26 protein-coding genes and 1 pseudogene are annotated in these 22,120 nt (G+C 71.4%); 5 read left to right on the forward strand and 22 right to left on the reverse strand.

Features of this window, described 5'->3' with window-relative positions; genetic code table 11:
- Nucleotides 1-85: 85 nt before the first annotated feature.
- The 9 genes from Voc01_RS46640 to Voc01_RS46680 form a co-directional block, all read right to left on the reverse strand.
- Nucleotides 86-922: a lysophospholipid acyltransferase family protein gene (locus tag Voc01_RS46640; protein WP_203934230.1), complete on the reverse strand. Its 837-nt coding sequence runs from the start codon at nt 920-922 to the stop codon at nt 86-88.
- Entirely contained in the window at nt 915-1,967 is a 1,053-nt protein-coding gene (locus Voc01_RS46645; protein ID WP_239161002.1) for an NAD-dependent epimerase/dehydratase family protein, read from the reverse strand. Before Voc01_RS46645 ends, Voc01_RS46640 begins: the two co-directional genes overlap by 8 nt.
- A 133-nt stretch (nt 1,968-2,100) precedes the next feature.
- Entirely contained in the window at nt 2,101-2,202 is a 102-nt protein-coding gene (locus Voc01_RS46650; RefSeq protein WP_007465623.1) for a 30S ribosomal protein bS22, read from the reverse strand.
- A 154-nt stretch (nt 2,203-2,356) separates the two neighbouring features.
- On the reverse strand, nt 2,357-2,605 hold the full coding sequence (locus Voc01_RS46655) for a helix-turn-helix domain-containing protein (protein ID WP_203934232.1): 249 nt from the start codon (nt 2,603-2,605) through the stop codon (nt 2,357-2,359).
- An 84-nt stretch (nt 2,606-2,689) separates the two neighbouring features.
- Nucleotides 2,690-3,874, reverse strand: a complete 1,185-nt coding sequence (locus Voc01_RS46660) for an ABC transporter permease (protein WP_203934233.1) — start codon at nt 3,872-3,874, stop codon at nt 2,690-2,692.
- A complete protein-coding gene (locus Voc01_RS46665; protein ID WP_203934234.1) occupies nt 3,871-4,563 on the reverse strand; it encodes an ABC transporter ATP-binding protein in 693 nt (230 codons plus the stop codon). Before Voc01_RS46665 ends, Voc01_RS46660 begins: the two co-directional genes overlap by 4 nt.
- The gene (locus Voc01_RS46670; protein WP_239160997.1) at nt 4,560-5,915 is read right to left on the reverse strand and encodes an efflux RND transporter periplasmic adaptor subunit; all 1,356 of its coding nucleotides are present in this window, start codon (nt 5,913-5,915) and stop codon (nt 4,560-4,562) included. The genes Voc01_RS46665 and Voc01_RS46670 overlap by 4 nt, the downstream gene beginning before the upstream one ends.
- Before the next feature lie 35 nt (nt 5,916-5,950).
- Nucleotides 5,951-7,216 carry a hypothetical protein gene (locus Voc01_RS46675; RefSeq protein WP_203934235.1) on the reverse strand — a complete coding sequence of 422 codons (1,266 nt, stop codon included), beginning with the start codon at nt 7,214-7,216 and terminating at the stop codon, nt 5,951-5,953.
- A 37-nt stretch (nt 7,217-7,253) separates the two neighbouring features.
- Nucleotides 7,254-8,174, reverse strand: coding sequence for a proline dehydrogenase family protein (locus Voc01_RS46680; RefSeq protein ID WP_203934236.1), 921 nt, complete (start codon nt 8,172-8,174; stop codon nt 7,254-7,256).
- Nucleotides 8,175-8,289: 115 nt separating this feature from the next.
- Between Voc01_RS46680 and Voc01_RS46685 the strand changes: the two genes are divergently transcribed.
- Nucleotides 8,290-8,835: a CGNR zinc finger domain-containing protein gene (locus tag Voc01_RS46685; protein WP_203934237.1), complete on the forward strand. Its 546-nt coding sequence runs from the start codon at nt 8,290-8,292 to the stop codon at nt 8,833-8,835.
- 140 nt (nt 8,836-8,975) lie between these two features.
- On the opposite strand, the gene Voc01_RS46690 is transcribed toward Voc01_RS46685, so the two are convergent.
- On the reverse strand, nt 8,976-9,776 hold the full coding sequence (locus Voc01_RS46690) for a sugar phosphate isomerase/epimerase family protein (RefSeq protein WP_203934238.1): 801 nt from the start codon (nt 9,774-9,776) through the stop codon (nt 8,976-8,978).
- Nucleotides 9,777-9,811: 35 nt separating this feature from the next.
- Nucleotides 9,812-10,756 carry a Ppx/GppA phosphatase family protein gene (locus tag Voc01_RS46695; protein WP_203934239.1) on the reverse strand — a complete coding sequence of 315 codons (945 nt, stop codon included), beginning with the start codon at nt 10,754-10,756 and terminating at the stop codon, nt 9,812-9,814.
- A gap of 44 nt (nt 10,757-10,800) precedes the next feature.
- Here Voc01_RS46695 and Voc01_RS46700 point away from each other — a divergent pair, with 44 nt between their 5' ends.
- On the forward strand, nt 10,801-11,625 hold the full coding sequence (locus Voc01_RS46700; protein ID WP_373873960.1) for a DUF3109 family protein: 825 nt from the start codon (nt 10,801-10,803) through the stop codon (nt 11,623-11,625).
- Here Voc01_RS46700 and Voc01_RS46705 read toward each other — a convergent pair.
- The 6 genes from Voc01_RS46705 to mshA all read right to left on the reverse strand — a co-directional run bounded on the left by Voc01_RS46705 (nt 11,609) and on the right by mshA (nt 16,707).
- Nucleotides 11,609-11,746 carry a hypothetical protein gene (locus Voc01_RS46705; RefSeq protein ID WP_203934241.1) on the reverse strand — a complete coding sequence of 46 codons (138 nt, stop codon included), beginning with the start codon at nt 11,744-11,746 and terminating at the stop codon, nt 11,609-11,611. The two genes, Voc01_RS46700 and Voc01_RS46705, sit on opposite strands and share 17 nt — an antisense overlap.
- A gap of 130 nt (nt 11,747-11,876) precedes the next feature.
- Nucleotides 11,877-12,563, reverse strand: coding sequence for a response regulator transcription factor (locus Voc01_RS46710; RefSeq protein ID WP_203934242.1), 687 nt, complete (start codon nt 12,561-12,563; stop codon nt 11,877-11,879).
- Between the two features lie 35 nt (nt 12,564-12,598).
- Entirely contained in the window at nt 12,599-13,702 is a 1,104-nt protein-coding gene (locus Voc01_RS46715) for a sensor histidine kinase (RefSeq protein ID WP_373873962.1), read from the reverse strand.
- Between the two features lie 100 nt (nt 13,703-13,802).
- Entirely contained in the window at nt 13,803-14,546 is a 744-nt protein-coding gene (locus tag Voc01_RS46720) for a phosphoglyceromutase (protein ID WP_239160998.1), read from the reverse strand.
- A 329-nt stretch (nt 14,547-14,875) separates the two neighbouring features.
- On the reverse strand, nt 14,876-15,361 hold the full coding sequence (locus Voc01_RS46725; protein ID WP_373873961.1) for a type III secretion system chaperone family protein: 486 nt from the start codon (nt 15,359-15,361) through the stop codon (nt 14,876-14,878).
- A 14-nt stretch (nt 15,362-15,375) separates the two neighbouring features.
- The gene (mshA, locus tag Voc01_RS46730) at nt 15,376-16,707 is read right to left on the reverse strand and encodes a D-inositol-3-phosphate glycosyltransferase (protein WP_239160999.1); all 1,332 of its coding nucleotides are present in this window, start codon (nt 16,705-16,707) and stop codon (nt 15,376-15,378) included.
- An 83-nt stretch (nt 16,708-16,790) separates the two neighbouring features.
- Between mshA and Voc01_RS46735 the strand changes: the two genes are divergently transcribed.
- The 3 genes from Voc01_RS46735 to Voc01_RS46745 all read left to right on the forward strand — a co-directional run bounded on the left by Voc01_RS46735 (nt 16,791) and on the right by Voc01_RS46745 (nt 19,190).
- On the forward strand, nt 16,791-17,543 hold the full coding sequence (locus Voc01_RS46735; protein WP_203934247.1) for an SDR family oxidoreductase: 753 nt from the start codon (nt 16,791-16,793) through the stop codon (nt 17,541-17,543).
- A complete protein-coding gene (locus Voc01_RS46740; protein WP_203934248.1) occupies nt 17,540-18,307 on the forward strand; it encodes a class I SAM-dependent methyltransferase in 768 nt (255 codons plus the stop codon). The genes Voc01_RS46735 and Voc01_RS46740 overlap by 4 nt, the downstream gene beginning before the upstream one ends.
- A 127-nt stretch (nt 18,308-18,434) precedes the next feature.
- Nucleotides 18,435-19,190, forward strand: a complete 756-nt coding sequence (locus tag Voc01_RS46745; protein WP_203934249.1) for a maleylpyruvate isomerase family mycothiol-dependent enzyme — start codon at nt 18,435-18,437, stop codon at nt 19,188-19,190.
- Nucleotides 19,191-19,217: 27 nt separating this feature from the next.
- Here the strand turns inward: Voc01_RS46745 and Voc01_RS46750 are convergent, their stop codons facing one another.
- The 5 genes and pseudogenes from Voc01_RS46750 to Voc01_RS46770 all read right to left on the reverse strand — a co-directional run.
- Nucleotides 19,218-19,952, reverse strand: a complete 735-nt coding sequence (locus Voc01_RS46750; RefSeq protein WP_203934250.1) for an alanyl-tRNA editing protein — start codon at nt 19,950-19,952, stop codon at nt 19,218-19,220.
- A gap of 4 nt (nt 19,953-19,956) precedes the next feature.
- On the reverse strand, nt 19,957-20,856 hold the full coding sequence (locus tag Voc01_RS46755) for an alpha/beta fold hydrolase (RefSeq protein ID WP_203934251.1): 900 nt from the start codon (nt 20,854-20,856) through the stop codon (nt 19,957-19,959).
- Nucleotides 20,853-21,167, reverse strand: coding sequence for a DUF2516 family protein (locus Voc01_RS46760; RefSeq protein ID WP_203934252.1), 315 nt, complete (start codon nt 21,165-21,167; stop codon nt 20,853-20,855). Before Voc01_RS46760 ends, Voc01_RS46755 begins: the two co-directional genes overlap by 4 nt.
- Before the next feature lie 73 nt (nt 21,168-21,240).
- Entirely contained in the window at nt 21,241-21,717 is a 477-nt protein-coding gene (locus Voc01_RS46765; RefSeq protein ID WP_203934253.1) for a hypothetical protein, read from the reverse strand.
- Nucleotides 21,701-22,090: pseudogene (locus Voc01_RS46770) on the reverse strand (helix-turn-helix domain-containing protein); the annotation flags it as partial. The pseudogene Voc01_RS46770 and the gene Voc01_RS46765, both read right to left, overlap by 17 nt.
- Between the last annotated feature and the right edge of the window lie 30 nt (nt 22,091-22,120).

Here is a 22,120-nt window from a genome sequence, read left to right on the forward strand (position 1 = left end):
GGCGGAGAAGGGGCGTCGTAGGTGCCGACGTGTGTCGCTGGATGCGTTGCGCCGTACGGCATCCCGGGAACCTGACGAAGCACTACTAGGAGAATGGGTCTGGACGGCGTTCCAGCAGCTCGTACAGCGACTGCTGGATGTGCTCGCGCACCTGGTCGGCGAGGTTGAACACCACCAGCGGGTCGTCGACGTCGTCGCTGAGGTGGCTGGTCTCGATCGGCTTGCCGAACTCGATCAGCCACTTGCTCGGCAGCGGCACCATGCCCAGCGCGCCGAGCCAGGGGAACGTCGGCGTCACCGGAAAGTACGGCAGGCCGAACAGCCGGGCCAGCGGACGCACGTTCGCCAGCATCGGGTAGCTCTCCTCGGCACCGACGATCGCCGCCGGGATGATCGGAACCCCGGTCTTCAGCGCCGCCGACACGAAGCCGCCGCGGCCGAACCGCTGGAGCTTGTACCGGTCGGAGAACGGCTTGCCGACGCCCTTGAAGCCCTCGGGGAACACGCCGACCAGCTCGCCGTTGCCCATCAGCCGCTCGGCGTCGGGGCCGCAGGCCAGCGTGCCGCCGCCCTTGCGGGCCAGCTCCGACAGCACCGGCATCCGGAAGAGCAGGTCGGCGCCGAGCAGCCGCAGGTAGCGCTCGGCCGCCTCGTGCACCGCGACCCCGAGCATGAGCGCGTCCAGCGGGACCGTGCCGGAGTGGTTGGCGACCACCAGCGCACCGCCGTCCAACGGGATGTTCTCGGCGCCGGAGACCTCTGTGCGGAACCAGTTCCGGAACAGCGGACGCAGCAACGGCAGGTACACCGAGTCGGTGATGTGCTTGTCGAAACCGAACTCGTCGACCTCGTAGTCACCGGTGAGCCGGTGCCGCACGGCCGCGATGAGACCGGCCACCCGCTCGTCCCAGATGTCAGTCATCCGAACTACTTTCCAGGCTGCTTTCCAGCGCGGACCGGACCCGGCGGATGCGCTCCAGGATCAGCTTCTCGGCCTCGCGCAGGCGCTGCGGCCGCAGCGGGCCGGGCTGCTGCGCCCGGACGAACTCGTCGAAGGCCTCGGCGGTGGTACGCGGCTCGAAGCCGAACTCCTCGATCAGGGCCGTGGTGTCGACGACCCGGCCGTGCACGAACAGGTCGAGCTGGTCGAGCGAGAAGTCGAGCATGCCCGACCGCTTCGCGAACGCCGCCACCCCGCTCAAGCCGGGCTCGAGCGTGGGCGCCGCGATGCGACCGGCGCGGCGGATCGCCTGGTTGAGCGTGAGGACCCCGCGACCGGCGACGTTGTACGTGCCCGGATGGGTGCCGACGATGGCCCGGTGCAGCACCTCGAGCGCGTCGTCGACGTGCACGAACTGCAGCCGCGGGTCGCGGCCGAGCACCGTGGGCACGACCGGCATCGAGAAGTACCGCGACAGCCGCGTCTCGGCCTGCTGGCCGATGAACGGCGCGAACCGGAGCACGGTGGCCGCCACGTCGCGCCGGCGGCGGCAGAAGCCGCGCACGTAGCCCTCGATGTCGAGCACGTCGCGGGCGAACCCGCCGCGCGGCACGTCTCTCGGCTCGGTGTCCTCGGTGAAGACGGCCGGGTCGCGGAACGACGCACCGTAAGCGGCGGTGGACGACCGCACCACGAGCTTGCGCAGCCGCGGCGCCTGCTGGCAGGCGGCGAGCAGCTGCATCGTGCCGATGACGTTGGATTCCTTCATCGCCGCACGGCCACCGCGCTGCGACTCGGGCGCGGTGGCGACGGCGAGGTGCGCCACCGCGGTGACGTCGTTCGACCCGAACAGCTTGAGCAGCTCGCCCGTGCGCAGCTGGGACTCGCGGAGCTCGACGCCCGCCAGGTCGACCCCGGCGGTGGTCGGGTTCGGGTCGATGCCGATGACCCGACCGATCGCGGGATCGCCCGCCAACCGTGCCGCGACCCGGGCGCCGAGGTATCTCCCGACGCCGGTGACCAGCACGACGGGTTTGTCGGCCTTGGCGGCCTTACCCGTGGTTTTTCCGGTCGACTGGCGACGGGACGAGGTGCCGCGCGCCGGGGCGGCGCGGCGTGTGCTGCTCGGCTTCCCGTCGCTCACGGGCTCCGGCTATCCGTTACTTGCCGAGACGGCGACGCTGGACGCGGGTCTTGCGCAGCAGCTTGCGGTGCTTCTTCTTGGCCATACGCTTGCGGCGCTTCTTGACGACCGAGCCCATACGAATGTTCCCCTTAACGCGGTACGCGCGTACTCGCCGGCTTCAGATGCCGGGCACGACGAAGTTTGTTTGCGCGCTCCAGGGTAGCCCCACCGCGGCCCGAATGGGAAAACGGGTCGTCGCCCCACTCGGCGACAAGTCAGCCGTTTTCAGCTCAGGCCGTCTCGCGGAAGGCGCCCCGGAGGTACGCGTGCACCGCGTGCTCCGGTACCCGGAACGACCGGCCCACCCGCACGGCCGTCAGGTCGTTCGAGTGCACCAGCCGGTACACGGTCATCTTCGACACGCGCATCAGGGAGGCGACCTCCGCGACGGTCAGGAAGCGGACGTCGCCAAGCCGCTCGTCGTTACGGGCATCCACTCGGGTGTCGACCCGGGCGTCGCCTTGAGGTGCTGCGGTCATGACTCCTCCGTACCCGTCGCCTTACGTACTAGAAAGGTAGCCGGGACTCATGTGACTGCGCGGCTTTTCACCACATTTAGGGTCCTACTCTGTGCGGAGAGCGACCACCGGATCGAGCCGACCGGCCCGCTGAGCGGGGACCACGCCGAAGATGATCCCCACCGCGGCCGACACGCCGAACGCCAGCGCCAGCGACCACCAGGTGATCGCCGCCGGGATCGGCGACAGCGCCGCGACCAGCAGCGACGTGCCCACACCCAGCGCCATGCCGATGGTGCCGCCGAGCGAGGTCAGGAGCACGGCCTCCAGCAGGAACTGCGTCCCGATGTCCCGGGGCCGGGCACCGACGGCCTTGCGCAGGCCGATCTCGCGGGTCCGCTCACGCACCGACACCAGCATGATGTTCGAGACGCCCACGCCGCCGACCAGCAGCGAGATGCCCGCGATCGCGGCGAGCACCCCGGTGAGGATGCCCAGGATGTCGCCGAGCACGCCGAGGATCTGCTCCTGCGTCACCGCGCTGAACTCGGTCTCGGGGTGCCGGCGCGACAGCTCGGCGACCACGCGCCGGCCGAGGTCGTCGATCTGCTCGCGGTCGGGTGCCCGGATCGCCAGCGCGTCGATGCGGGTGGTCGCGAACACCCGGTGCGCGGTGGTCAGCGGGATGTGGACCTCGTTGTCGCGGTCGACGCCGAGGCTCTGCCCGAGCGGCGCGAACACCGCGATCACCCGGAACCGCACGCCGGCGATGTTGAGCTGCTGGCCGACCGGGTCGCGGTCGCCGTACAGGGTGCGTGCCACGGTCGCGCCCAGCACGGCGACCCGCCGCTGGGTGTCGACGTCGGTGCGGGTCAGGTAGCTGCCGCGGCCCACGTCGCGGACGAACACGTTCGTCGAGGTCTCCAGCGTGCCGAGCACGCTCGTGAACATCTCCTTCGTGCCGGCCCGCACGGTCTCGCCGGAGGCGACGCTCGCCGCCACCCGGTTCCGGTCGCCGACGACGCGGGTCACCGCCTCCACGTCGGACATCCCGAGCCGAGACGCGGTGGGCGCCGCGCCGAACTCGACCCGGCCTGGCACCACCACCAGCAGGTTCGAGCCGAGGCCCTCGACCTGCTGCTCGACCTTCCGCTTGGTGCCGGTGCCGATCGCCACGAGGATCACCACCGCGGCGACCCCGATGATCACACCGAGCATGGTGAGCCCGCTGCGGAGCCGGTTGGCCCGCAGCGCGCCCAGGGCGACCCGCCAGGCCTCCCCCACCCTCACGGCGCGGCCGCCGAGTCGTTCACGACCACGCCGTCGCGCATCTCGATCTGCCGGCGCGCGCGGGCCGCGACCTCCCGATCGTGGGTGACCATCACCAGCGCCACCTCGCGCTCGACGTTGATCTCCTCGAGCAGCTCCAGGACGGCCCGGCCGGTGGCCTGGTCGAGGTTCCCGGTCGGCTCGTCGGCGAGCAGCACCACCGGCTCCGTCACCAGCGCGCGGGCGATCGCCACCCGCTGCTGTTCGCCACCGGAGAGCTGGTTCGGCCGGTGGTCGAGCCGGTGCCCCAGCCCGACCCGGCCGAGCATCGCGGCCGCGCGTCGCCGCCGCTCCCCGGCCCGCAGCCCGCGGTAGACCAGCGGCAGCGCGACGTTGTCGACCGCCGTGGTGCGGGCGAGCAGGTGGAACGCCTGGAACACGAACCCGATCGTCTCGTTGCGCAGCTTGGCGAGCTGGCCCGCGTCGAGGTCGGCGACGTCGCGGCCGCCGATGCGCAGCGTGCCGGTGGTCGGCTTGTCGAGGCCGCCGAGCAGGTGCATCAGCGTCGACTTCCCCGACCCCGACGGACCCAGCAGCGCCACGTACCCGCCGGCCGGCACCTCCAGCGAGACGCCACGCAACGCGGGGACGCTCACCCCGTCGAGGTCGTAGGTGCGGGTGAGGTTGTCCGCAACGAGAGCCGGACTCATTCCTCGAGCTCTTGCCCCGCGGTCACCTGGTCGGCGCCGCGCACCACGATGCGGTCGCCCTCGCTCACCCCGTCGGTGATCTGCACCAGGTCGGTGCCGGACACGCCAACGGTCACCGGGGTCCGCTCGGCCTTTCCGCCGCGCACCACCCAGATCTGGTCGCGCCCGTCGGCGTTGAACACCGCCGCCGCCGGTACTACCACGGCGCCGCTGGCCGAGCGCACCGACAGGTGGGCGACCGCGCTCATGCCCGGCCGCGGCGCCGGCGCCGGCTTTCCGTCGGGGAACGTGCCGGGACCGAGCGCCAGCCGCGCCCGGTAGGAGACCCCGCCCTGCGCCGTCGCGCTGGGCAGCAGGTCGACCGAGCGCACCGTCGCCTCGTAGCGGGCGCCCGGCGCGGCGTCGAGCTCGACGGTCGCCTTGATGCCGGCGCTCACGAGCAGGACGTCGGTCTCGTCGACCTCGGCGAGGAGGCCGGGCTCGGTGAGGTCGACCACGGTGAGGATGGTCGTGCCGGCACTCACCCGGGTGCCGACGATCGGCGCCGGGTCGATGCCGGGGCCGGACGCCGTGCCGCCCTGCGGGGGAACGGCTCCCGCCGCCGCGCCGAGTGCCGCCGCGTTCCCGCCCAGCAGGTCGGTAATCGACGGGCCGGCGGTCGTCGCCGGGCCGCCGAGCTGCACCACGCCGGCGACCGGTGCCCGCAGCGTCAACGCGTCGACCGTCGACTTGGCCAGGTCGTAGGCCGCCTTCGCCTGGGTGCGCTGCGCGGCGGTGAGCGCGTTCATCGCCTGCCCCACGCTGGCGAGCCCCCGTTGCACCGACGCGATGAGGGCCCGCGCCGAACCCGACGCCTCCCGGTAGGCCGCCTCGGCGGCGTCGACCTGCGCGAGCAGCGCGGTGCGGGTCCCCGGTTCGGTGATCCTGTTCGCGGCCTCGCGCGCCTGCGCGAAGGCCGCGGCGGCCGCCTGGTCGGTTCGGCCCTGTGCGGCCGAGAGGTCCCGGGTGCCGCCCACCGACGCGCCGCCGCGGTTCAGCGCCTCGAGCGCCTCGGCCGCCGTCGCCAGTTGCTGCTGCGCCTTCGGCGAGTCGATGACCGCGAGCACCTGGCCGGGCGCGACCGTGGCACCGGGCTCCACCGCGAGCAGGCCGACCGTGCCCTCGGCCGGCGAGCTGAGGGTCGCCACCGCACGGGCGGTGACGGTGGCCGGCGCGTCGACGACCTCGCTGACGTCGGCGCGACCGGCGTTGCCGAGCCCGACGTCGTCGGAGTCGTCGGTGCAGGACGCGGCGGTCATGAGGATCGCCGCTATCAGGGCGAAACCGGCCACGAGCGAGGGGGGACGTCGCACCCCGCGATGGTAATCCGGCGTACCTGAGAAGACCTTCAGCCCGCGACCGAGCGGATGTACCGGTCGCAGTCGGCCGCGGCCTCGGCCCACGCAACGCCGAAGATCTCCGGCGACACCTGGTCGGGTTGGCGGCCGTCGCGCGCGACGGCGGCGAAGAACGCGAGCAGCTTCTCCTCGCCGAACCGCTCCGCGAGACGACGCATCGCGAAGTACGCGACCCCGTACCGGCCCGTCGCGTCACCGACGCTCGCGGTCTCGGCCGGTGCGGCCAGCGCCGCGGTGCCCGGCCAGCCGCCGCTGGCGACGTAGCGGCGGGTGCCGCTCAGCCACGGGTAGGTGGCGGCCGACCTGCCCACGTGCGTCACGTACTCGGCCATGCCCTCGACGAGCAGCCAGCTGTCGGTGTAGTTCCGGCGCACCCCGGACAGCGTGCTCACGTGCGAGAACTCGTGGGTCAGCGTGTTGAACGCCTCGCCGCCGTCGATGCGGCTGGCGTTGAGCACGATCTCGGTGTGGTCGGGCGTGATCGGCATCGCGTACCCGGCCGCCCAGGCCGGCTGCTTCACGCCGTACCAGGTCGACCACTCCTCGGCGCCGGCCAGGTAGACCACGTACCGCGCCGGCGCCGGGCGCCAGCGTGCGTACCGGTCGGCCTTCTCGGCGGCCCGCTCGGCCGCCTGCAGCGTCGCCTGGAGACGGGACGCGTACCGCGGCGAGGCCGCCACGACGACCCGGTTGCCGATCGCGGCGCGAAGCTCGCTCACCTCCCACGGGCGCGGGCCGTAGTGGGTCGAGCTTCCCCACTCGACCAGGCGGGCGCCTTCCCCGTTCACGGCCCACAGCGTCGGGACCCGCACCGGAGCGGCGCCGCACCCCGGCGCGCCGGCGCAGAAGCTGAGCTCGACCGTGGCCCGCCAGCCGCCGGCCTCCAGCACCGGTGCCTTCTCCAGCTGGGCGGTGTAGTTGGTGGCCCGGATCGCCCGCAGCGCCTCGAACCGGCGCCGCATCGGCGCCTGCAGCGGCGTGTCGACGGCGGCGAGGAACGCGGTCGCGTCGCCGCGGTTGACCGCCTCGGCCTGTACGCCGGCTGCCGCGGCGATCGCCTCCGTGGCCCACGCGGCGGCCGGGTCGGCGGCGTCGCCGCCCGGTGCGGCCGCGCCGGCGGGGCCCGCGACCGGCACCCACGTCGTGTGACCGTCGGCGCCGAACCGGCCGGTGGCGACCGCTGCCGGTCCGCCCAGGAGCACCGCCACCGCGGCGACGGCCAGCGCCGCCCGGAGCATGCCCGGCCGCAGTTTCACACCCGTGTGTACGCGGGACCGTTTTCCGCGGGTCCCTCTAACCCCGCGACAACAGCGCGCGGACGAAGAACGCGCTGTTCGCCGGCCGCTCGGCCATCCGGCGCATCATGTAGCCGTACCACTCGGTGCCGTAGGGCAGGTACACCCGCACGGTGTATCCGAGCTCGGCGAGCCTGGTCTGCTCGTCGGGCCGCACGCCGAACAGCAGCTGGAACTCGAACTCGTCGGCGCTGCGGTCGAACCAGCGGGCCCGGTCCTCCGCGATCGCGATCAGCCGCGGGTCGTGGGTGGCGACCATGGGGTAGCCGGTGCCGCCCATCAGCGCGTTCAGGCACCGCACGTAGGACTTGTCGACCTCGAGCCGGGTCTGGAACGCGACCGACTCGGGTTCCCGGTAGGCGCCCTTGCACAGCCGCACCCGCAGCCCGTCGACGGCGAGGTCGCGGCAGTCGGCCTCCGACCTTCTGAGGTACGCCTGCACCGCCACCCCGACCGTGGGGAAGTCGACCCGCAGCTTGTGCAGGATCTCCAGCGTCGAGTCGGTGGTGGTGTGGTCCTCCATGTCGAGGGTCACCGTGGTGCCGGCCTCGCTGGCCTTCGCACAGATGCTGCGGGCGTGCTCGTAGGCCTGCTTGTCGTCGAAGACCTGGCCGAGTGCCGACAGCTTGAGGCTCACTTCGGCCGCCGGGGTCAGCTCGGCGGTGTGCAGCGCGTCGAGCAGGTCGAGGTACTCGGTGGCGGTCGCGTCGGCCTGTGCCGGGTTGGTGGTGTCCTCGCCGAGGTGGTCGATCGTGACGGCCAGCCCGTTGCCGACCAGTTCGCGGCTGCACCGCAGCGCGTCGTCGCCTCCCGTGCCGGCGATGAAGCGTCGCACCACGTTCCGGCTGACCGGGGCGCTTTCGACGAGCCGCTCGACCCGGTCGGAGCCGGCGGCGGCCAGAATCACCTTGCGCAGCATGCCGGGAGCGTACCTGGCTGTAACCCCACCAGCCTGTTCAGCGCGCCCGCGCGGGGCCGCGCCGGCAACTCGGTTGCGTATCGCTTACGCAATGATTACTGGTTACCGTTGGCCCGTGAACTTCGAGGCGTACGCCCACACGGCGGTCAACCTGGTGAATGCGCCGTTGACCGACATGGCCGACATGGTGGCGATGTTCGGCCCGGAGAGCTGGGAGGCGAAGGAGGCCACCGAACGTGACCTCCACGCGTTGCGCCGGGCCCGCAAGCGGCTCCGCGACGTGTTCGAGCACGGTTCCGCCGGCCGCGACGCCGACGCGGTGGCCGAACTGAACGCCCTCCTCGTGTCGTTCCCGGTGCAGCCGCGCATCTCGGGCCACGACACCGCCGACTGGCACATGCACGTCACCGGCCGGGGCGCGTCGGTGAGCGCCGAGTACGTGGCCGGCGGCGTGTGGGGCCTGGCTGTCTGGCTGTGCGAGTTCGGTAGCGCCCGGTTCGGCGTCTGCGCCGACGAGCGGTGCGGCAACGTGTACCTGGACACCAGCTCCAACAACTGCCGCAGGTTCTGCTCGGAGCGCTGCGCCACCCGGAGCCACGTGGCCGCCCACCGCGCCCGTAAGAAGGCCGCCGAAGCCGAACTGGCAACCGCCACCGCCTAGCCCGGCACCGCGCGCTCCCCGCGCCGCCTCCGCGCGTCGATCTTGCAGTTGTGGCCGCACCTATATGCCGACATATCGCGCTTCAGGTGGGGCCACGACTGCAAGATCGACGGGAGGGGAGAGGCGGAACGGGCGGGCCGTCACGCGTCGACGGTCGTCCCCAGGTGGTTCCTCGCGAAGCGCAGGGCTTCGGCCAGGTCGGCCTCGCGTTCGGCGCGGCTGGCCGCCTTGCGCGTGGCGACCTCGACCGCCACCGACCCGGTGAAACCGCGACCGGCGAGCGACTGCAGCAGCGGGCCGCACGGCTGGGTGCCGCGGCCGGGCACGAGGTGCTCGTCGCGGCCCTCGCCGGTGCCGTCGCCCAGGTGCACGTGGGCGAGCCCGCCGGCCATGCGGTCGGCCATGTCGATCGAGTCGCCCCGCGCGGCGGCGCAGTGCGACAGGTCGAGCGTGTAGTGCTCGAAGCCGGCGGCGGTGGGGTCCCAGCCGGGGTGGTAGGGCACGATCTGCCGCTTGCCGACCCGCACCGGGTACATGTTCTCGACCGCGAACTTGACGCCCGGGTGCGCCTCACGCAGCTTCACCAGGCTCGCGGCGAAGTCGCGGGCGTAGTCGCGCTGCCACGCGAACGGCGGGTGCACGACCACCACCGGCGCGCCGAGGGTCTCGGCCAGCTCGGCGCTGCGGCGCAGCCGCTCGTACGGGTTCGGGCTCCACACCCGCTGGGTGACCAGCAGGCACGGGGCGTGCACCGACAGGACGGGCAGCCCGTAGTGGTCGGACAGGCCGCGCAGCGCTCCGGCGTCCTGACTCACCCGGTCGGTCCAGACCATGATCTCGAGCCCGTCGTAGCCCAACGAGGCGGCCAGCTCGAAGGCCGCCGCCGTCGGTTCGGGGAAGACCGACGAGCTCGATAAGAGGACGGGGACTCGGGACTTCACGATTCAAGCCTACAGACCGTGGCCTGAACGGAGACTCAAGCCGATTCGAGGACGTCGAGACGGCGCAGGATCACTCCCTCGCGCAGCGCCCACGGGCACAGGTCGATCTCGTCGATGTCGAGCTGCCGCATCGCCGACTCGGCCACCACCGCCCCGGCCAGGATCTGGTGGGCGCGGCCGGTGCTCACGCCTTCCATCGCCGCCAGCTTGCTCGCCGGGATGTGCCGGATGAACGAGAGCACCTGCGCCAGCCCGCGGCGCGTCATCGTGCGCCGGACCCGCGGACCGGCCGCCGACGGTGCCGCACCGGCCAGCCGCGCGAGCGTGCGGAACGTCTTGGACGTGCACACCGGCCGGTCGAAGCCGGCGTCGGTGAGCTTGGCGGCCACCGTGGCGATCTTCTTGTCGACGTGCTCCATGAGCGCCTCGACGCGGTCGGCGTCGGGCGCCTCGTCGGCCATCCGGTCGACCTTCAGCCGTTCGCGGGTGAGCCGCCCGGCCCCCAGCGGCAGCGACATCGCGAGGTCGGGCTCCTCGTTGATGCCGCCGGCGATCTCCAGCGAGCCGCCGCCGATGTCGAGGACCAGCAGCCGCCCGGCCGACCAGCCGAACCACCGCCGCACGGCGAGGAACGTCATGATCGCCTCGGCCTCACCGGAGAGCACCTGCAGCTCGACGCCGGTCTCCTCGCGGACCCGGCGCAGCACCTTCGCCGAGTTCGAGGCGTCGCGCACGGCCGAGGTGGCGAACGCCAGGAAGTCCTCGGTCTTGTAGTTCGCGGCCGAGTCGTGGGCCTTCGCGGCGGCCTCGCACAGCGCGTCGGCGCCGGCTTTCGTCAGCTCACCATCGGACCCGATGCGCTCCGCGAGCCGCAGTTCGGCCTTCTCCGAGTACGCGGGCCACGGGTGCGCCCCGTGGTGCGCGTCGACGACGAGTAGATGGACCGTGTTCGAGCCGACATCGAGCACCCCGAGACGCATACGCCTAACGTAAACGCGCGCGGCTCTGGACGTACGCTGTGACGATGGAAATCTCCGTCTCGGTGGACGACCCCGACGACCCGCGCAGCCTCGAGGTCGAGCTGGACTTTCCCCGGGAATGGCTGGAGTTCACCGATCCGGCGAATGACAGCCACGTCATCAAGGCCGACCTGACGTGGCTGCTGTCGCGGTGGACGTGCATCTTCGCCCGCGGCTGCCACGGCATCGTCAAGGGCGCCGCCGCGAACGGCTGCTGCTCGCACGGCGCGTTCTTCACCGACGGAGACGACGAGAAGCGGGTCAAGAAGGCGGTCAAGCGGCTCACGCCGCTCACCTGGCAGCACCACCGCCGCGGGTTCAGCAACTGGACCGAGATGGACACGATCGACGGCGAGAACCCGGCCCGGCGCACCGCGGTGCAGGGCCCCGGCAAGCCGTGCGTCTTCCACAACGACGCGACGTTCCCGGGTGGCGGCGGCTGCGCCCTGCACGGCCAGGCCCTGCGCGACGGTGTCCACCCGCTGGAGTACAAGCCCGACGTGTGCTGGCAGCTGCCGATCCGGCGCGACCAGGACTGGTCGAAGCGGGCCGACGGGTCGCAGATCCTCGTCTCCACGCTCAGCGAGTTCGACCGGCGCGGCTGGGGCGAGGGCGGTCACGACCTGCACTGGTGGTGCACCTCGTCGCCGGAGGCGCACGTGGGCTCGCAGTACCTCTACCTGGAGTACGAGCCCGAGCTCACCGCGCTGATCGGCAAGGCCGCGTACGGCAAGCTCGCCGAGCTGTGCGCGAAGCGCGCCGAGTTGGGGCTTGTCGCCCCTCACCCAGCGTCACCGGCGCAGCAGCTGAAACTTACGCCCCGCGCTTAGCGGCGACCAGGCGCTTGTAAATGCGGTCGATGGACAGTCCGATCATCGCGCCACCGGCTGCCACCAGCGCCGTGACGGTGTCGGCGGTCGTCCAGTAGAAGTTGCTGAAGTCGAAGTCCATGCCATTCCCATCGCTCAGCCGGCTACGTTGACCTTGGCCCAAAGAGACCCAGAGGCTACCTTCACCGAACCGATGGCGGCACGACAATCAGACTTTCGGCCCAAAAGGCTACCCGGAAGTTAGTGGCAGCTCACGGCTCGAACTTGTATCCAAGACCACGCACAGTAACGATGTGACGCGGCGTCGGTGGTTCCGGCTCGATCTTGGAGCGGAGCCGCTTGATGTGGACGTCGAGGGTCTTGGTGTCTCCGACGTAGTCGGCGCCCCACACCCGGTCGATGAGCTGGCCGCGCGTGAGGACCCGGCCGGCGTTCCGGAGCAGCAGCTCCAGCAGCTCGAACTCCTTCAGCGGCAGCTGCACCGCGCTTCCGGAGACGGTGACCACGTGCCGGTCGACGTCCATGCGCACCGGGCCGGCCGACAGCGTGGGCGGCGTCGACTCGGCGATGCCGTCCTTGGTCTGCCGCCGCAGGACCGCCCGGATGCGGGCGACGAGTTCGCGCGGCGAGTACGGCTTCGTGACGTAGTCGTCGGCGCCGATCTCCAGCCCGACCACCTTGTCGATCTCGCTGTCGCGCGCCGTGACCATGATGATCGGCACCTGCGACTTCTGCCGCAGCTGGCGGCACACCTCGGTGCCCGACATCTCCGGCAGCATCAGGTCGAGCAGCACGATGTCGGCGCCGGCGCGGTCGAACTCGGTGATCGCCTGGGTGCCCGTCTCCGCGACGGACACCTCGAAGCCCTCCTTGCGCAGCATGTACGACAGGGCATCGGAGAACGAGAACTCGTCCTCCACCACCAGCACACGTGCCACGCCGACTCCCTCCAGAAACCCGGGTTCGGCTGCGATCATCCCTGCTCAGATGAACGCGAAGGTAACCGTAAAGTGAACGTCGAACCCTTTCCGACGGTACTCGTCACATCCACCCGTCCCCCGTGGTTGGTGGCGATGTGCTTGACGATCGCGAGCCCCAGCCCGGTGCCGCCGGTCTGCCTCGACCGCGCCCGGTCGGCGCGGTAGAACCGCTCGAAGATCCGGTCGAGGTCGCGTGCCTCGATGCCGATCCCCTCGTCACGCACCACGAGCGAGACGGCCTCGTCGCCCGAACCCACCTCGACCTCGACGCGGGTGCCCTCCGGCGAGTAGGCGACGGCGTTCTCCACCAGGTTCGCCACCGCCGTGACCAGCTGGCCCTCGTTGCCGTACACCACCAGCCCGCGGTCACCGAGCACCTTGATCTCGATGTCCTTGGCGGCGGACGCCGTGCGGCTGCGGTCGATCACCTCGGCGACGATCCGGTCGACCGAGCACGGCTCCGGGTCCGGCAGCGGGTCGGCGCCCTGCACCTTCGACAGCTCGAGCAGCTCGGTGACCAGCCGGCTGAGCCGGGCCGACTCGTGCCGGATGCGGTCGGCGAAGCGGGTCACCGCCTCGGCGTCGGGGTCGCCCCCGTTCAACGCGTCCTGCAGCGCCTCGCTGAGCAGCTGCAGCGCACCGACGGGCGTCTTCAGCTCGTGGCTGACGTTGGCCACGAAGTCGCGTCGCACCCGGGCCACCCGGTGCGCCTCGGTGACGTCGGCCGCCTCGACGGCCACGTACCCGCCGCCGATGTCGACGGCCCGCACGTGCACGCCCAACGGCTCCGCGTCGCTGTTCGCGCGCGGGATGTCGAGCTCGACCACCCGGGTCACGCCGCTACGGCGGGTCTGGCCGGCCAGTGTGCGCACGATCGCGTGCGCGTCGGACGCCGACCGGATCAGACCCATCTCCCGGGCCGCCGGGTTGGCGAGCACCGGGTGGTCGTCGCCGTCCAGCACCAGCACGCCGACCGTGAGCGAGTTGAGGCTGGACTGAGCCAGGTTCGGCGGCATCGGATCTCCACCATCGGGGCCGGTTTCCGGCTCGTCGCCTCTTTCGGCGACAAACCAGCTGCTTCGGCGGGCGTGCGGGATCTGCCGGCCCTTTCCGGACAACAGCGTGGTGACGCGGTCCCATCTCACAACCGCGATGGTAGGGCCCGAAGGTAGCCGGATCAGCGAACTGTGATCAGGGTCAGCGGCCCTGGTTCGCGACCGCGGCCGCCGACTCCCTGGCCGCCTCCGGGTCGAGGTAGTCACCGCCGACCTTCACCGGCTTCAGCTCGCCGTCGAGGTCGTACCGCAGCGGGATGCCGGTGGGGATGTTCAGCTTCGCGATGGCCTCGTCGGAGATGCCGTCGAGGTGCTTGACCAGCGCACGCAGCGAGTTGCCGTGCGCCGCGACCAGCACCGTGCGCCCGTCGAGGAGATCCGGGACGATCGCGTCGTACCAGTACGGCAGCATCCGCCCGACGACGTCCTTGAGGCACTCGGTGCGCGGCTTCAGCTCCGGCGGCAGCGTGGCGTACCGCGCGTCGCCGAACTGGGAGTACTCGTCGTCGTCGGCGATGGGCGGCGGCGGGACGTCGTAGGACCGGCGCCACAGCATGAACTGCTCCTCGCCGAACTCCTGCAGCGTCTGCTTCTTGTCCTTGCCCTGAAGGGCACCGTAGTGACGCTCGTTGAGCCGCCAGTGCCGCCGCACCGGGATCCAGTGGCGGTCGGCCGCCAGCAGGGAGAGCTCCGCGGTGCGGATAGCCCGCTTCATGACGCTCGTGTGCACGACGTCGGGCAGCAGGTCGTGCTGACGCAGGAGTTCACCGCCCCGGCGGGCCTCGGCCTCACCCTTCGCCGTGAGGTCGACGTCGACCCACCCGGTGAACAGGTTCTTGGCGTTCCACTCGGATTCCCCGTGCCGAAGCAGTACCAGCGTGCCCATGGCGCTCACTGTAATCGCGACCATCGGGCCGGCGAGATACAGGGGATTGAACACAGGGGTCTGAACGAGAAAAAAAGCGGCGGCCGCGGGTGGCGCACACCCCCAGCACGCACCACCCGTAGCCGCCTAAGTCAGCGGGGCGCCCCGCCCGGCCGCACCCGCTGCACGGGTCTGTCGACTCCCCACCCCCTGGTCGGTCTAAGACCCGCCTAAGACTGTAGGTCGGCCTGTCAACAACGACAACCGACTGTAAGGGCAGTCATAGTCGGTCGTACTACCGAGAAGAACGGCGCGTCGGGGGCATATAAACACGGCGATTCCGGCACACCTCAGTCATTGAGGTGGCGTTCGACGAAGTGCTCGAAGGCTTTGAGATTTGCCAGGGATTCACCGCGTGATACGCGCCATTTCCATTCGCGCAGGATCGCGGTCCCGAAGCCGATCTCCAGCATCGGGTTGAAGCTCTCGTCGGCGTAGGTGACGACGGAACCGAGCAGGCGGTCGAGTTCGTCCTCGGTCACCGACGGCAGCGACAGCCGGCCGGTCAGATACACGTCACCCGCTTTGTCGATGGAGAACGCCACCCCGTACATGCGGGCGTTGCGCTGCAGCAGCCAGGCCCACAGCTCCTCCCGGTTCTCGTCGGGCTGGCGCATGATGAACGCCTCCACGCGCAGCGCGTGCTCACCGACGATGAGGTTGCAGGCCGTCTTCAGCTTGTTCTGACCGGGCAGCGTCACCACGTAGGACTGCTCGCCGGTGAGCTCCCAGGGCAGCTCGCGCTCCGTGCAGACGGTCTCGATGAGCTTGCTCACAGCGTCCCGTGATGTCATGACACCCCAGCCAGTGCGAACCGTGCGTGTTGTTCGGACATCGCGTCGCGATAGACCGTGAGCAGTCCGCTCGCGGTCGCGTTCCAGGAGAACCGGGCCGCGTGCGCCGCGGCGCCGCGCGCAAGCTCGGCGCGGCGCGCCGGCGACCGCAGCAGATCACCGAGGACGCGCGCCCAGTCGGCCGGCGCGTGCCCGTCGATCAGCACCCCGGAGACGCCGTCGGCGACGGCCGTCACCAGCCCACCCACCGCCGCGGCCACCACCGGCGTGCCGCACGCCTGCGCCTCGAGCGCCACCAGCCCGAACGACTCGTTGTGGCTGGGCACACCGACGATGTCGGCGGCGCGGTAGACGTCGACGAGCTCGCCGGGCGGACGCGGCGGCAGGAACCGCACGCGGCCGGCCAGGCCCAGCGAGGCGGCCAGCTCCATCAGCTCGGTCGGCCGGGTCAGGCCGGTGCCGCTGGGGCCGCCGCAGATCGCGATCGTGAGCCGGTCGGCCACCGCCGGGTCGGTCGCCGCCAGCTCCGCGGCGGCCTTCAACAGGACGTGCGGAGCCTTCAACGGCTGGATCCGCCCGACGAACGCCACCACGTACCCGTCGTCCGGCAGACCGAGCCTTCTCCGGGCCGCGACGCGTTCGGTGCCGTCTGCCGGCGGGGTGAAGCGGTCGAGGTCGACGCCGGGCGCCACCACCGACACCCGGTCGGGCGCCGCGCCGTAGAGGTCGATCAGCTCCCGCGCCTCGGTGGGCGTGTTCGCGATCAACCGGTGTGCCTCGGCGACCACCTGCTCCTCGCCGATCACGCGGGCGTTCGGCTCCGGGGTGTCGCCGTCGGCCAGCATCAGGTTCTTGACCTTCGCCAGCGTGTGGGCCGTGTGCACGAGCGGCACCCCCCACCGGTCGGTCGCCAGCCAGCCGACCTGGCCGGACAGCCAGTAGTGCGAGTGCACGAGGTCGTACCAGCCGGGCGGTTGGGCCGCCTCGGCCCGCAGCACGCCGGCGGTGAACGCGCACAGCTGCGCCGGCAACTCCTCCTTGCAGAGCCCCTCGTACGGTCCCGCTGTGATGTGCCGCACAGTGACGCCCGGAAGCATCTCCACGACCCGCGGAAGCTCGCTCGACGTCGCCCGCGTGAAGATCTCGACCTCGACGTTCGCCTCGGCGAGCCGCCTCGACACCTCGACGACGTAGACGTTCATTCCGCCCGCATCACCGGTTCCGGGCTGGTGGAGCGGCGAGGTGTGCACCGACAACGTCGCTACACGTCTGGGCAATCGCACGGCCGCTCCATTCGTTCGGGATACCAACCAGACATGTTCCCTCACCTGGGACCGGTAACCGAAATGCGCCCCTACTTGATGCGCCAGCCTCCGCGGGCGCGGGGCCTGGGGCCTGGCAGGATTCATGCATGACTCCAGGTGTGGCGGTTGTGACGGGCGCATCGAGCGGGATCGGCGCGGCGACCGCGCGACGGCTGGCCACCGAAGGTTTCACGGTCGTGGCGGCGGCCCGGCGGCTCGACCGGCTGCAGGCGTTGGCGACCGAGACCGGCGCGACGCCCGTGCAGTGCGATGTGACGTCCGACACCGACGTGGCGGCACTGGTCGACGTCGTGAGCGGGCTCGGTGCGCCGCTGACCGTGCTGGTCAACAACGCCGGTGGCGCGTTCGGCGCCGACCCGGTCGAAGACGCCGACCTCGAACAGTGGCGGGCCATGTACGAGATCAACGTGGTCGGCACGGTGCGGGTCACGCGGGCGCTGCTGCCGCTGCTGGAGGCCTCGGGCGCCGGAACGATCGTGATGCTCGGATCGACCGCGGGCTTCGTCACGTACGAGGGCGGCGGGGGGTACACGGCCGCCAAGCACGCCGAGAAGGCCGTCGCCGACACGCTGCGCCTGGAGCTGAGCGGGCGGCCCATCCGGGTGATCGACGTCTCCCCCGGCATGGTCCGCACCGACGAGTTCGCCATGAAGCGCTTCGGCGGTGACGCCGACAAGGCCGCGGCCGTCTACGAGGGCGTGGCCGAACCGCTGGTCGCCGAGGACATCGCCGACGTCGTGTCGTTCGCGGTGACCCGGCCCCACCACGTGAACATCGACCGACTGGTGATCCGGCCACTGGCGCAGGCCGCGCAGCACAAAGTCCACCGGGTGAAGTGACCCGGCCGGTCGGGCGGCCGACCCGGGGCACCACCGCACCCAACCGGCTGCGGCGGGTCGACCGGTTCATCGTCGCGCGGTTCGGGTCGCTGCTGCGCGCCGCGCCCGACCCGCTGGTGGTCGACCTCGGGTACGGCGGGCATCCGGTCACCACCGTGGAGTTGTACCGGCGGCTTCGGGTGGTGCGGCCGGACGTGCGCGTGGTGGGCGTGGAGATCGACGGCGCACGTGTCGCCGCGGCCGCTGACGCGGCCGCGCCGCCGGGACTGACATTCGCCCGCGGCGGCTTCGAACTCGCCGGGCTGCGGCCGGTGCTGGTGCGGGCGATGAACGTGCTGCGCCAGTACGACGAGTCCGATGTGGACAGTGCGTGGTCGGCGATGGTGGGCCCGCTCGCACCGGACGGCGTCGTGGTTGAGGGGACGTGCGACGAGCCGGGCCGTCTCGCGTCCTGGACCTGCGTGACCACCAACGGCCCGCAGACCCTGACGCTGGCCGCCCGACTGTCCACATTGGAGAGTCCGGCCGAGTTCGCCGAACGCCTGCCGAAAGCCCTGATCCACCACAACGTTCCCGGGCATCCGGTGCACGCGTTGCTGCGGGCGCTCGACGCCGCCTGGGCGGCGGCCGCCCCCTACGCGACGTTCGGCTCCCGCCAACGCTGGTTGCGGACCGTGATCGCCGTGAAGGACGCCGGCTGGCCGGTGCTCGACACCCGGGCGAGGTGGCGCCAGGGCGAGCTGACAGTGCCCTGGCCAGCGTGACGTTTCCACCCGGGACGGGTGGGGCAGCAAGATCCCCGGCGGGTATCGGCGCCCCGATCCTCTACTCTGGGTTCCCACGGCGCGCAACCATGGGTGAGACGGGTCGGCGCGGCAGGGGGAGGTTGCTATGAGCAAGCCACACGGCAACAAGGAGTTCTGGCTCGCTGCCCTGCGCGCCGAGGGCGCCGCGCTGCACACCGCGATCGAGACCGGCAACCTCGACGCCGACGTACCCACCTGCCCCGGCTGGACGCTTCGGCACCTCGCGTTCCACGTGGGTGCCGTCTACCAGCGGGTCTACCAGCACATCGGGCGGGGCGAGGTCAGCCGGCCGGAGCAGGCGCAGATCGAGGCCGAGGAAGGCCACCCGCTCAACTACTTCGACCGGCACTACGCCGAACTGGTGCGCGTCCTCGACCAGGTCGACCCCGATCTCCCCGCCTGGAACCCGGCGCCGCAGGCCAAGAAGGCCTCGTACTGGCACCGGCGGCTGGCCGTCGAGACCGCGATCCACCGCTGGGACGCGCAGGTGAGCGCCGGTCCGGCCGAGCCGGTCGAGGCCAAGCTCGCCGTCGACGGCATCACCGAGGTGATCGACAGCCTGCTGCCGAGCGGCAAGCGCCGGGGCCCGACCGAGGGCGTGCGCGGGATCGTCGCGCTGCACGCGGTCGACGTGGGCCAGGACTGGTACGTCCGCCTGCGGGGCGAGGGCATCGCCCTACTGGACACCGACACCCTCCTGGACGACGACCACCCCCACGAGCGGGCCCAGGCCACGGGCTCGGCCAGCGACGTGCTGCTTGCCCTCTACGGCCGGGTGCCCTACGACGTCCTCGAAGTGGCCGGCGACCCCCGCCTCCTACAGGCCCTCCGCACCGGCTGAGCCGACGGCCGCACCTCCCGGGCGCGGTCAGGCGAGCTTCAGCCGGACCCGGCGGTTCGCCTTGCCCTTGCTCTCGACCTTGACGATCTGCACCTTGCCCACCTGCGACGTCGACGCGACGTGCGTGCCGCCGTCGGCCTGGACGTCGAGGCCCACGATGTCGACGATGCGGATCTCCTGCTCGTCGGCCGGGATCAGGTTCGACTGGGTGCGGATGATGTCGGGCAGCGCCAGTGCCTCGTCGCGTTCGAGGACCCGGACGTCCACCCGGCGGTCGGCGACCACCTCGGCGTTGATCAGGTCCTCCAGGCGCGTCTTGAAGTCCGACGGCACCTCGGGCAGGTTGAAGTCCATCCGGGCGGTACCCGGCTCCATGTTGCCGCCGGTCACGAGGGCGCCGAAGTCACGGAAGACCACACCGCACATCACGTGCAGGCCGGAGTGGGTGCGCATCAGCAGCGTGCGGCGCTCGTCCTCCACCGCGCCGGTGACCTCCGTGCCGACCGGCGGCAGCGGGTCACCCTCGGCCGGCAGCAGGTACAGGTCGTCGCCCTTGCGGGTACCGACGATGCGCGTCTGCACCCCCTGCCACAGCAGCACACCGTGGTCCGGCGGCTGGCCGCCACCACCCGGGTAGAACGCCGACCGGTCGAGCACGATGCCGGTCTCCGGATCGGAGGCGAGAACGGTGCAGGAGAACTCGCGCAGCGTCGGGTCGAGCAGGTCCAGACGATGGGTACGGCCGTGATGTGTGACGCCCATGGGGTCACCCTACGTTGAGGAAGTCCGCGATCCGCGAACGGACGTCGGCGCGCTCGTTCCACATCACGTGCGGCTTGTCGTACAGGTGGAGGGTGGCCTTCGGCAACGCGGCCGCGATCTCCGAGGCGACCTCGGCCGGGTGCACCTCGTCGCCGTGGCAGCCGATCACCAGGGCCTCGGCCGTCACCGCGCTCAACGCACCGACCGCCGACGACGACGGCAGCGGCGCCTCCTCCGCGAGCGACGCGAGCTCGGGCGCCAACCCGAAGTGCACGATCTGCTCGACCCGCTGCCGCAGGTACGCCCAGCCGGTCGGGGTGGCCCGGATCTGGCCCGGCACCTCCAGCGAGATCACCTCGGCCAGCCCGCCCGGGTCCTGGTCCTCCGCGGCGGCGAGCAGCGCCTCGAACCGCTCGCCCGCGTCGGGCGACGGGGCGACCAGCGCGGCCGGCAGGAAGATCACCAGCCGCTCGAACCGGGTCGGGTTGTCGGCGAGGAGCCGCACGAGCGCACCCGCGCCCAGCGAGACGCCGAGCGCCCGGGTCGCGCCGGTCAGGTCGGCGACAGCGCGCAGGTCGCGGGAGAGGTCCAGGTACGTCCACGGACCGGGCGGCGCACTGGACCGGCCGTGCCCCCGGAAGTGCATGAACACCTTCCGCCCGCGCACACCGCTGCCCAGCGGACGGGTCTCCCCGATGCCCTGGCTGAGGCCGTGCGCGAACACCGTGACGGGCTGCGGCGGCGTACCGGTGGCGAAGATCTCCAGCTCGACGCCGTGCGGCGTGCCGACCAGCGTCGTGGGCGGCAACGGCAGCGTCGGGCGGCCACCGCGCGGACCTCGATTGTTCGACGGCTGATCGGGCCGCCCGTCGGGCGGCGGTGGCCAACGGAAGTCGGACGTCACCAGGAGGACGGCCCCTCGGCCGCGTCACGGAGCGCCGGACGCACGTCGAGCAGGTACACGGCGGCGATGGTGATGGCGATGAACCCCAGCAGCCCGAGCGCCACCTGCGACAATGCCGTGACGAACAGCGCGCCACCGGTCATGGCCAGCCACAGCCCCTTGGACAGGGTGCCGATGGCGCCGAACGAGTCGGACTTCTGGGTGAGGCAGTTGATGAAAGCGAACGCCTCGATGATGAGCGCCACCACCAGCAGTGCGTTGTCGATCGAGGAACGAACTTCCTCGAAGAAGAGCGGCGCGGCATCAACCATGCCTTGAAGCTTAGGCACCCGTCCCCCCGGTTTGCCCAACAGGCCGGGGGAACGGGTGCTCAGGTGTTACCTGTTACTGCTTAACAGCCGTAGGACGGGCCTTCTTGACCGCCTTGGCCGGGCTCTTGCCGGTGCCCGGGCCGCCAGCGGCGGTGGCACCCGTGGTGGTGGCCGGAGCAGGCTCGCCCTCGGAAGCGGTGATCTCCGGCACGATGTCGCCGGCCGGCTCGAGCTCCTTGTAGGGGCCGCCGACGACCTTCTCGCCCCGGGCGACCAGGTCGTTGTAGACCGCGACGGCCTGCACGCGCAGCACCTCGGCGTTGCGGACGGCGGCGTCGCGCAGCTTCTCGACGTCGACGCGCTTGGCCGGCTCGGCCACGGCGCTGGTGACGGCGTCGGTGACGACCGGACGCAGGGCGGCAACGCGACCACCGAGCTCCACCGCCTTCGCCGGCAGCAGGCGCAGCTGCTGGTAGGCCAGGTCACCGGCACCGGCGGCCGCGTAGAGCGGGTTCGGGTAGCGACGGGTGTTAGCTGACTGGGTCGACATCTGTGCTTTCCTCCTCTTTCAACCGGGAGTTCTCCCGGCGGAATGTTTCGTAGATCTGGGTCAACGACTGCTTCTGCGCCACGGTGAGCTCGGGATCGGTCGCGATCGCGGCGAGCACGCCCGGGTTGTCCTTCGCGTCGAGCAGCCCGGCCTTCAGGTACATGGCGGGCGTGGAGACCCGCAGCGCGTGGGCGAGCTGGGCGAGCACCTCGGCGCTCGGCTTGCGCAGCCCACGTTCGATCTGGCTGAGATACGGATTGGAGACACCGGCCTGCTCGGCCAGCTGCCGCAACGAGATCCGCGCGTTGCGGCGCAGGTCGCGAATGAACCCGCCGATATCACGCGGAGTCTCTTCGGGTTCCTTGTCGCTCACGTGACCGACGCTAGCTCGGGGTGCTAGCTC

This window comes from Virgisporangium ochraceum (assembly GCF_016863655.1).
GTDB lineage: Bacteria > Actinomycetota > Actinomycetes > Mycobacteriales > Micromonosporaceae > Virgisporangium > Virgisporangium ochraceum.

What these genes read in the sequence shown, in the direction of transcription:
- Voc01_RS46705 (WP_203934241.1), bottom strand. Translation starts at nt 11,746, where the DNA reads ATGGACTTCGACTTCAGCAACTTCTACTGGACGACCGCCGACACCGTC.
- Voc01_RS46665 (WP_203934234.1), bottom strand. Translation starts at nt 4,563, where the DNA reads ATGAGTCCGGCTCTCGTTGCGGACAACCTCACCCGCACCTACGACCTC.
- Voc01_RS46640 (WP_203934230.1), bottom strand. Translation starts at nt 922, where the DNA reads ATGACTGACATCTGGGACGAGCGGGTGGCCGGTCTCATCGCGGCCGTG.
- Voc01_RS46765 (WP_203934253.1), bottom strand. Translation starts at nt 21,717, where the DNA reads ATGTCGACCCAGTCAGCTAACACCCGTCGCTACCCGAACCCGCTCTAC.
- Voc01_RS46695 (WP_203934239.1), bottom strand. Translation starts at nt 10,756, where the DNA reads ATGCGTCTCGGGGTGCTCGATGTCGGCTCGAACACGGTCCATCTACTC.
- Voc01_RS46720 (WP_239160998.1), bottom strand. Translation starts at nt 14,546, where the DNA reads ATGGGCACGCTGGTACTGCTTCGGCACGGGGAATCCGAGTGGAACGCC.
- Voc01_RS46700 (WP_373873960.1), top strand. Translation starts at nt 10,801, where the DNA reads ATGGAAATCTCCGTCTCGGTGGACGACCCCGACGACCCGCGCAGCCTC.
- Voc01_RS46750 (WP_203934250.1), bottom strand. Translation starts at nt 19,952, where the DNA reads ATGGGCGTCACACATCACGGCCGTACCCATCGTCTGGACCTGCTCGAC.
- Voc01_RS46680 (WP_203934236.1), bottom strand. Translation starts at nt 8,174, where the DNA reads ATGCTGCGCAAGGTGATTCTGGCCGCCGCCGGCTCCGACCGGGTCGAG.
- Voc01_RS46650 (WP_007465623.1), bottom strand. Translation starts at nt 2,202, where the DNA reads ATGGGCTCGGTCGTCAAGAAGCGCCGCAAGCGTATGGCCAAGAAGAAG.
- Voc01_RS46760 (WP_203934252.1), bottom strand. Translation starts at nt 21,167, where the DNA reads ATGGTTGATGCCGCGCCGCTCTTCTTCGAGGAAGTTCGTTCCTCGATC.
- Voc01_RS46745 (WP_203934249.1), top strand. Translation starts at nt 18,435, where the DNA reads ATGAGCAAGCCACACGGCAACAAGGAGTTCTGGCTCGCTGCCCTGCGC.
- Voc01_RS46735 (WP_203934247.1), top strand. Translation starts at nt 16,791, where the DNA reads ATGACTCCAGGTGTGGCGGTTGTGACGGGCGCATCGAGCGGGATCGGC.
- Voc01_RS46655 (WP_203934232.1), bottom strand. Translation starts at nt 2,605, where the DNA reads ATGACCGCAGCACCTCAAGGCGACGCCCGGGTCGACACCCGAGTGGAT.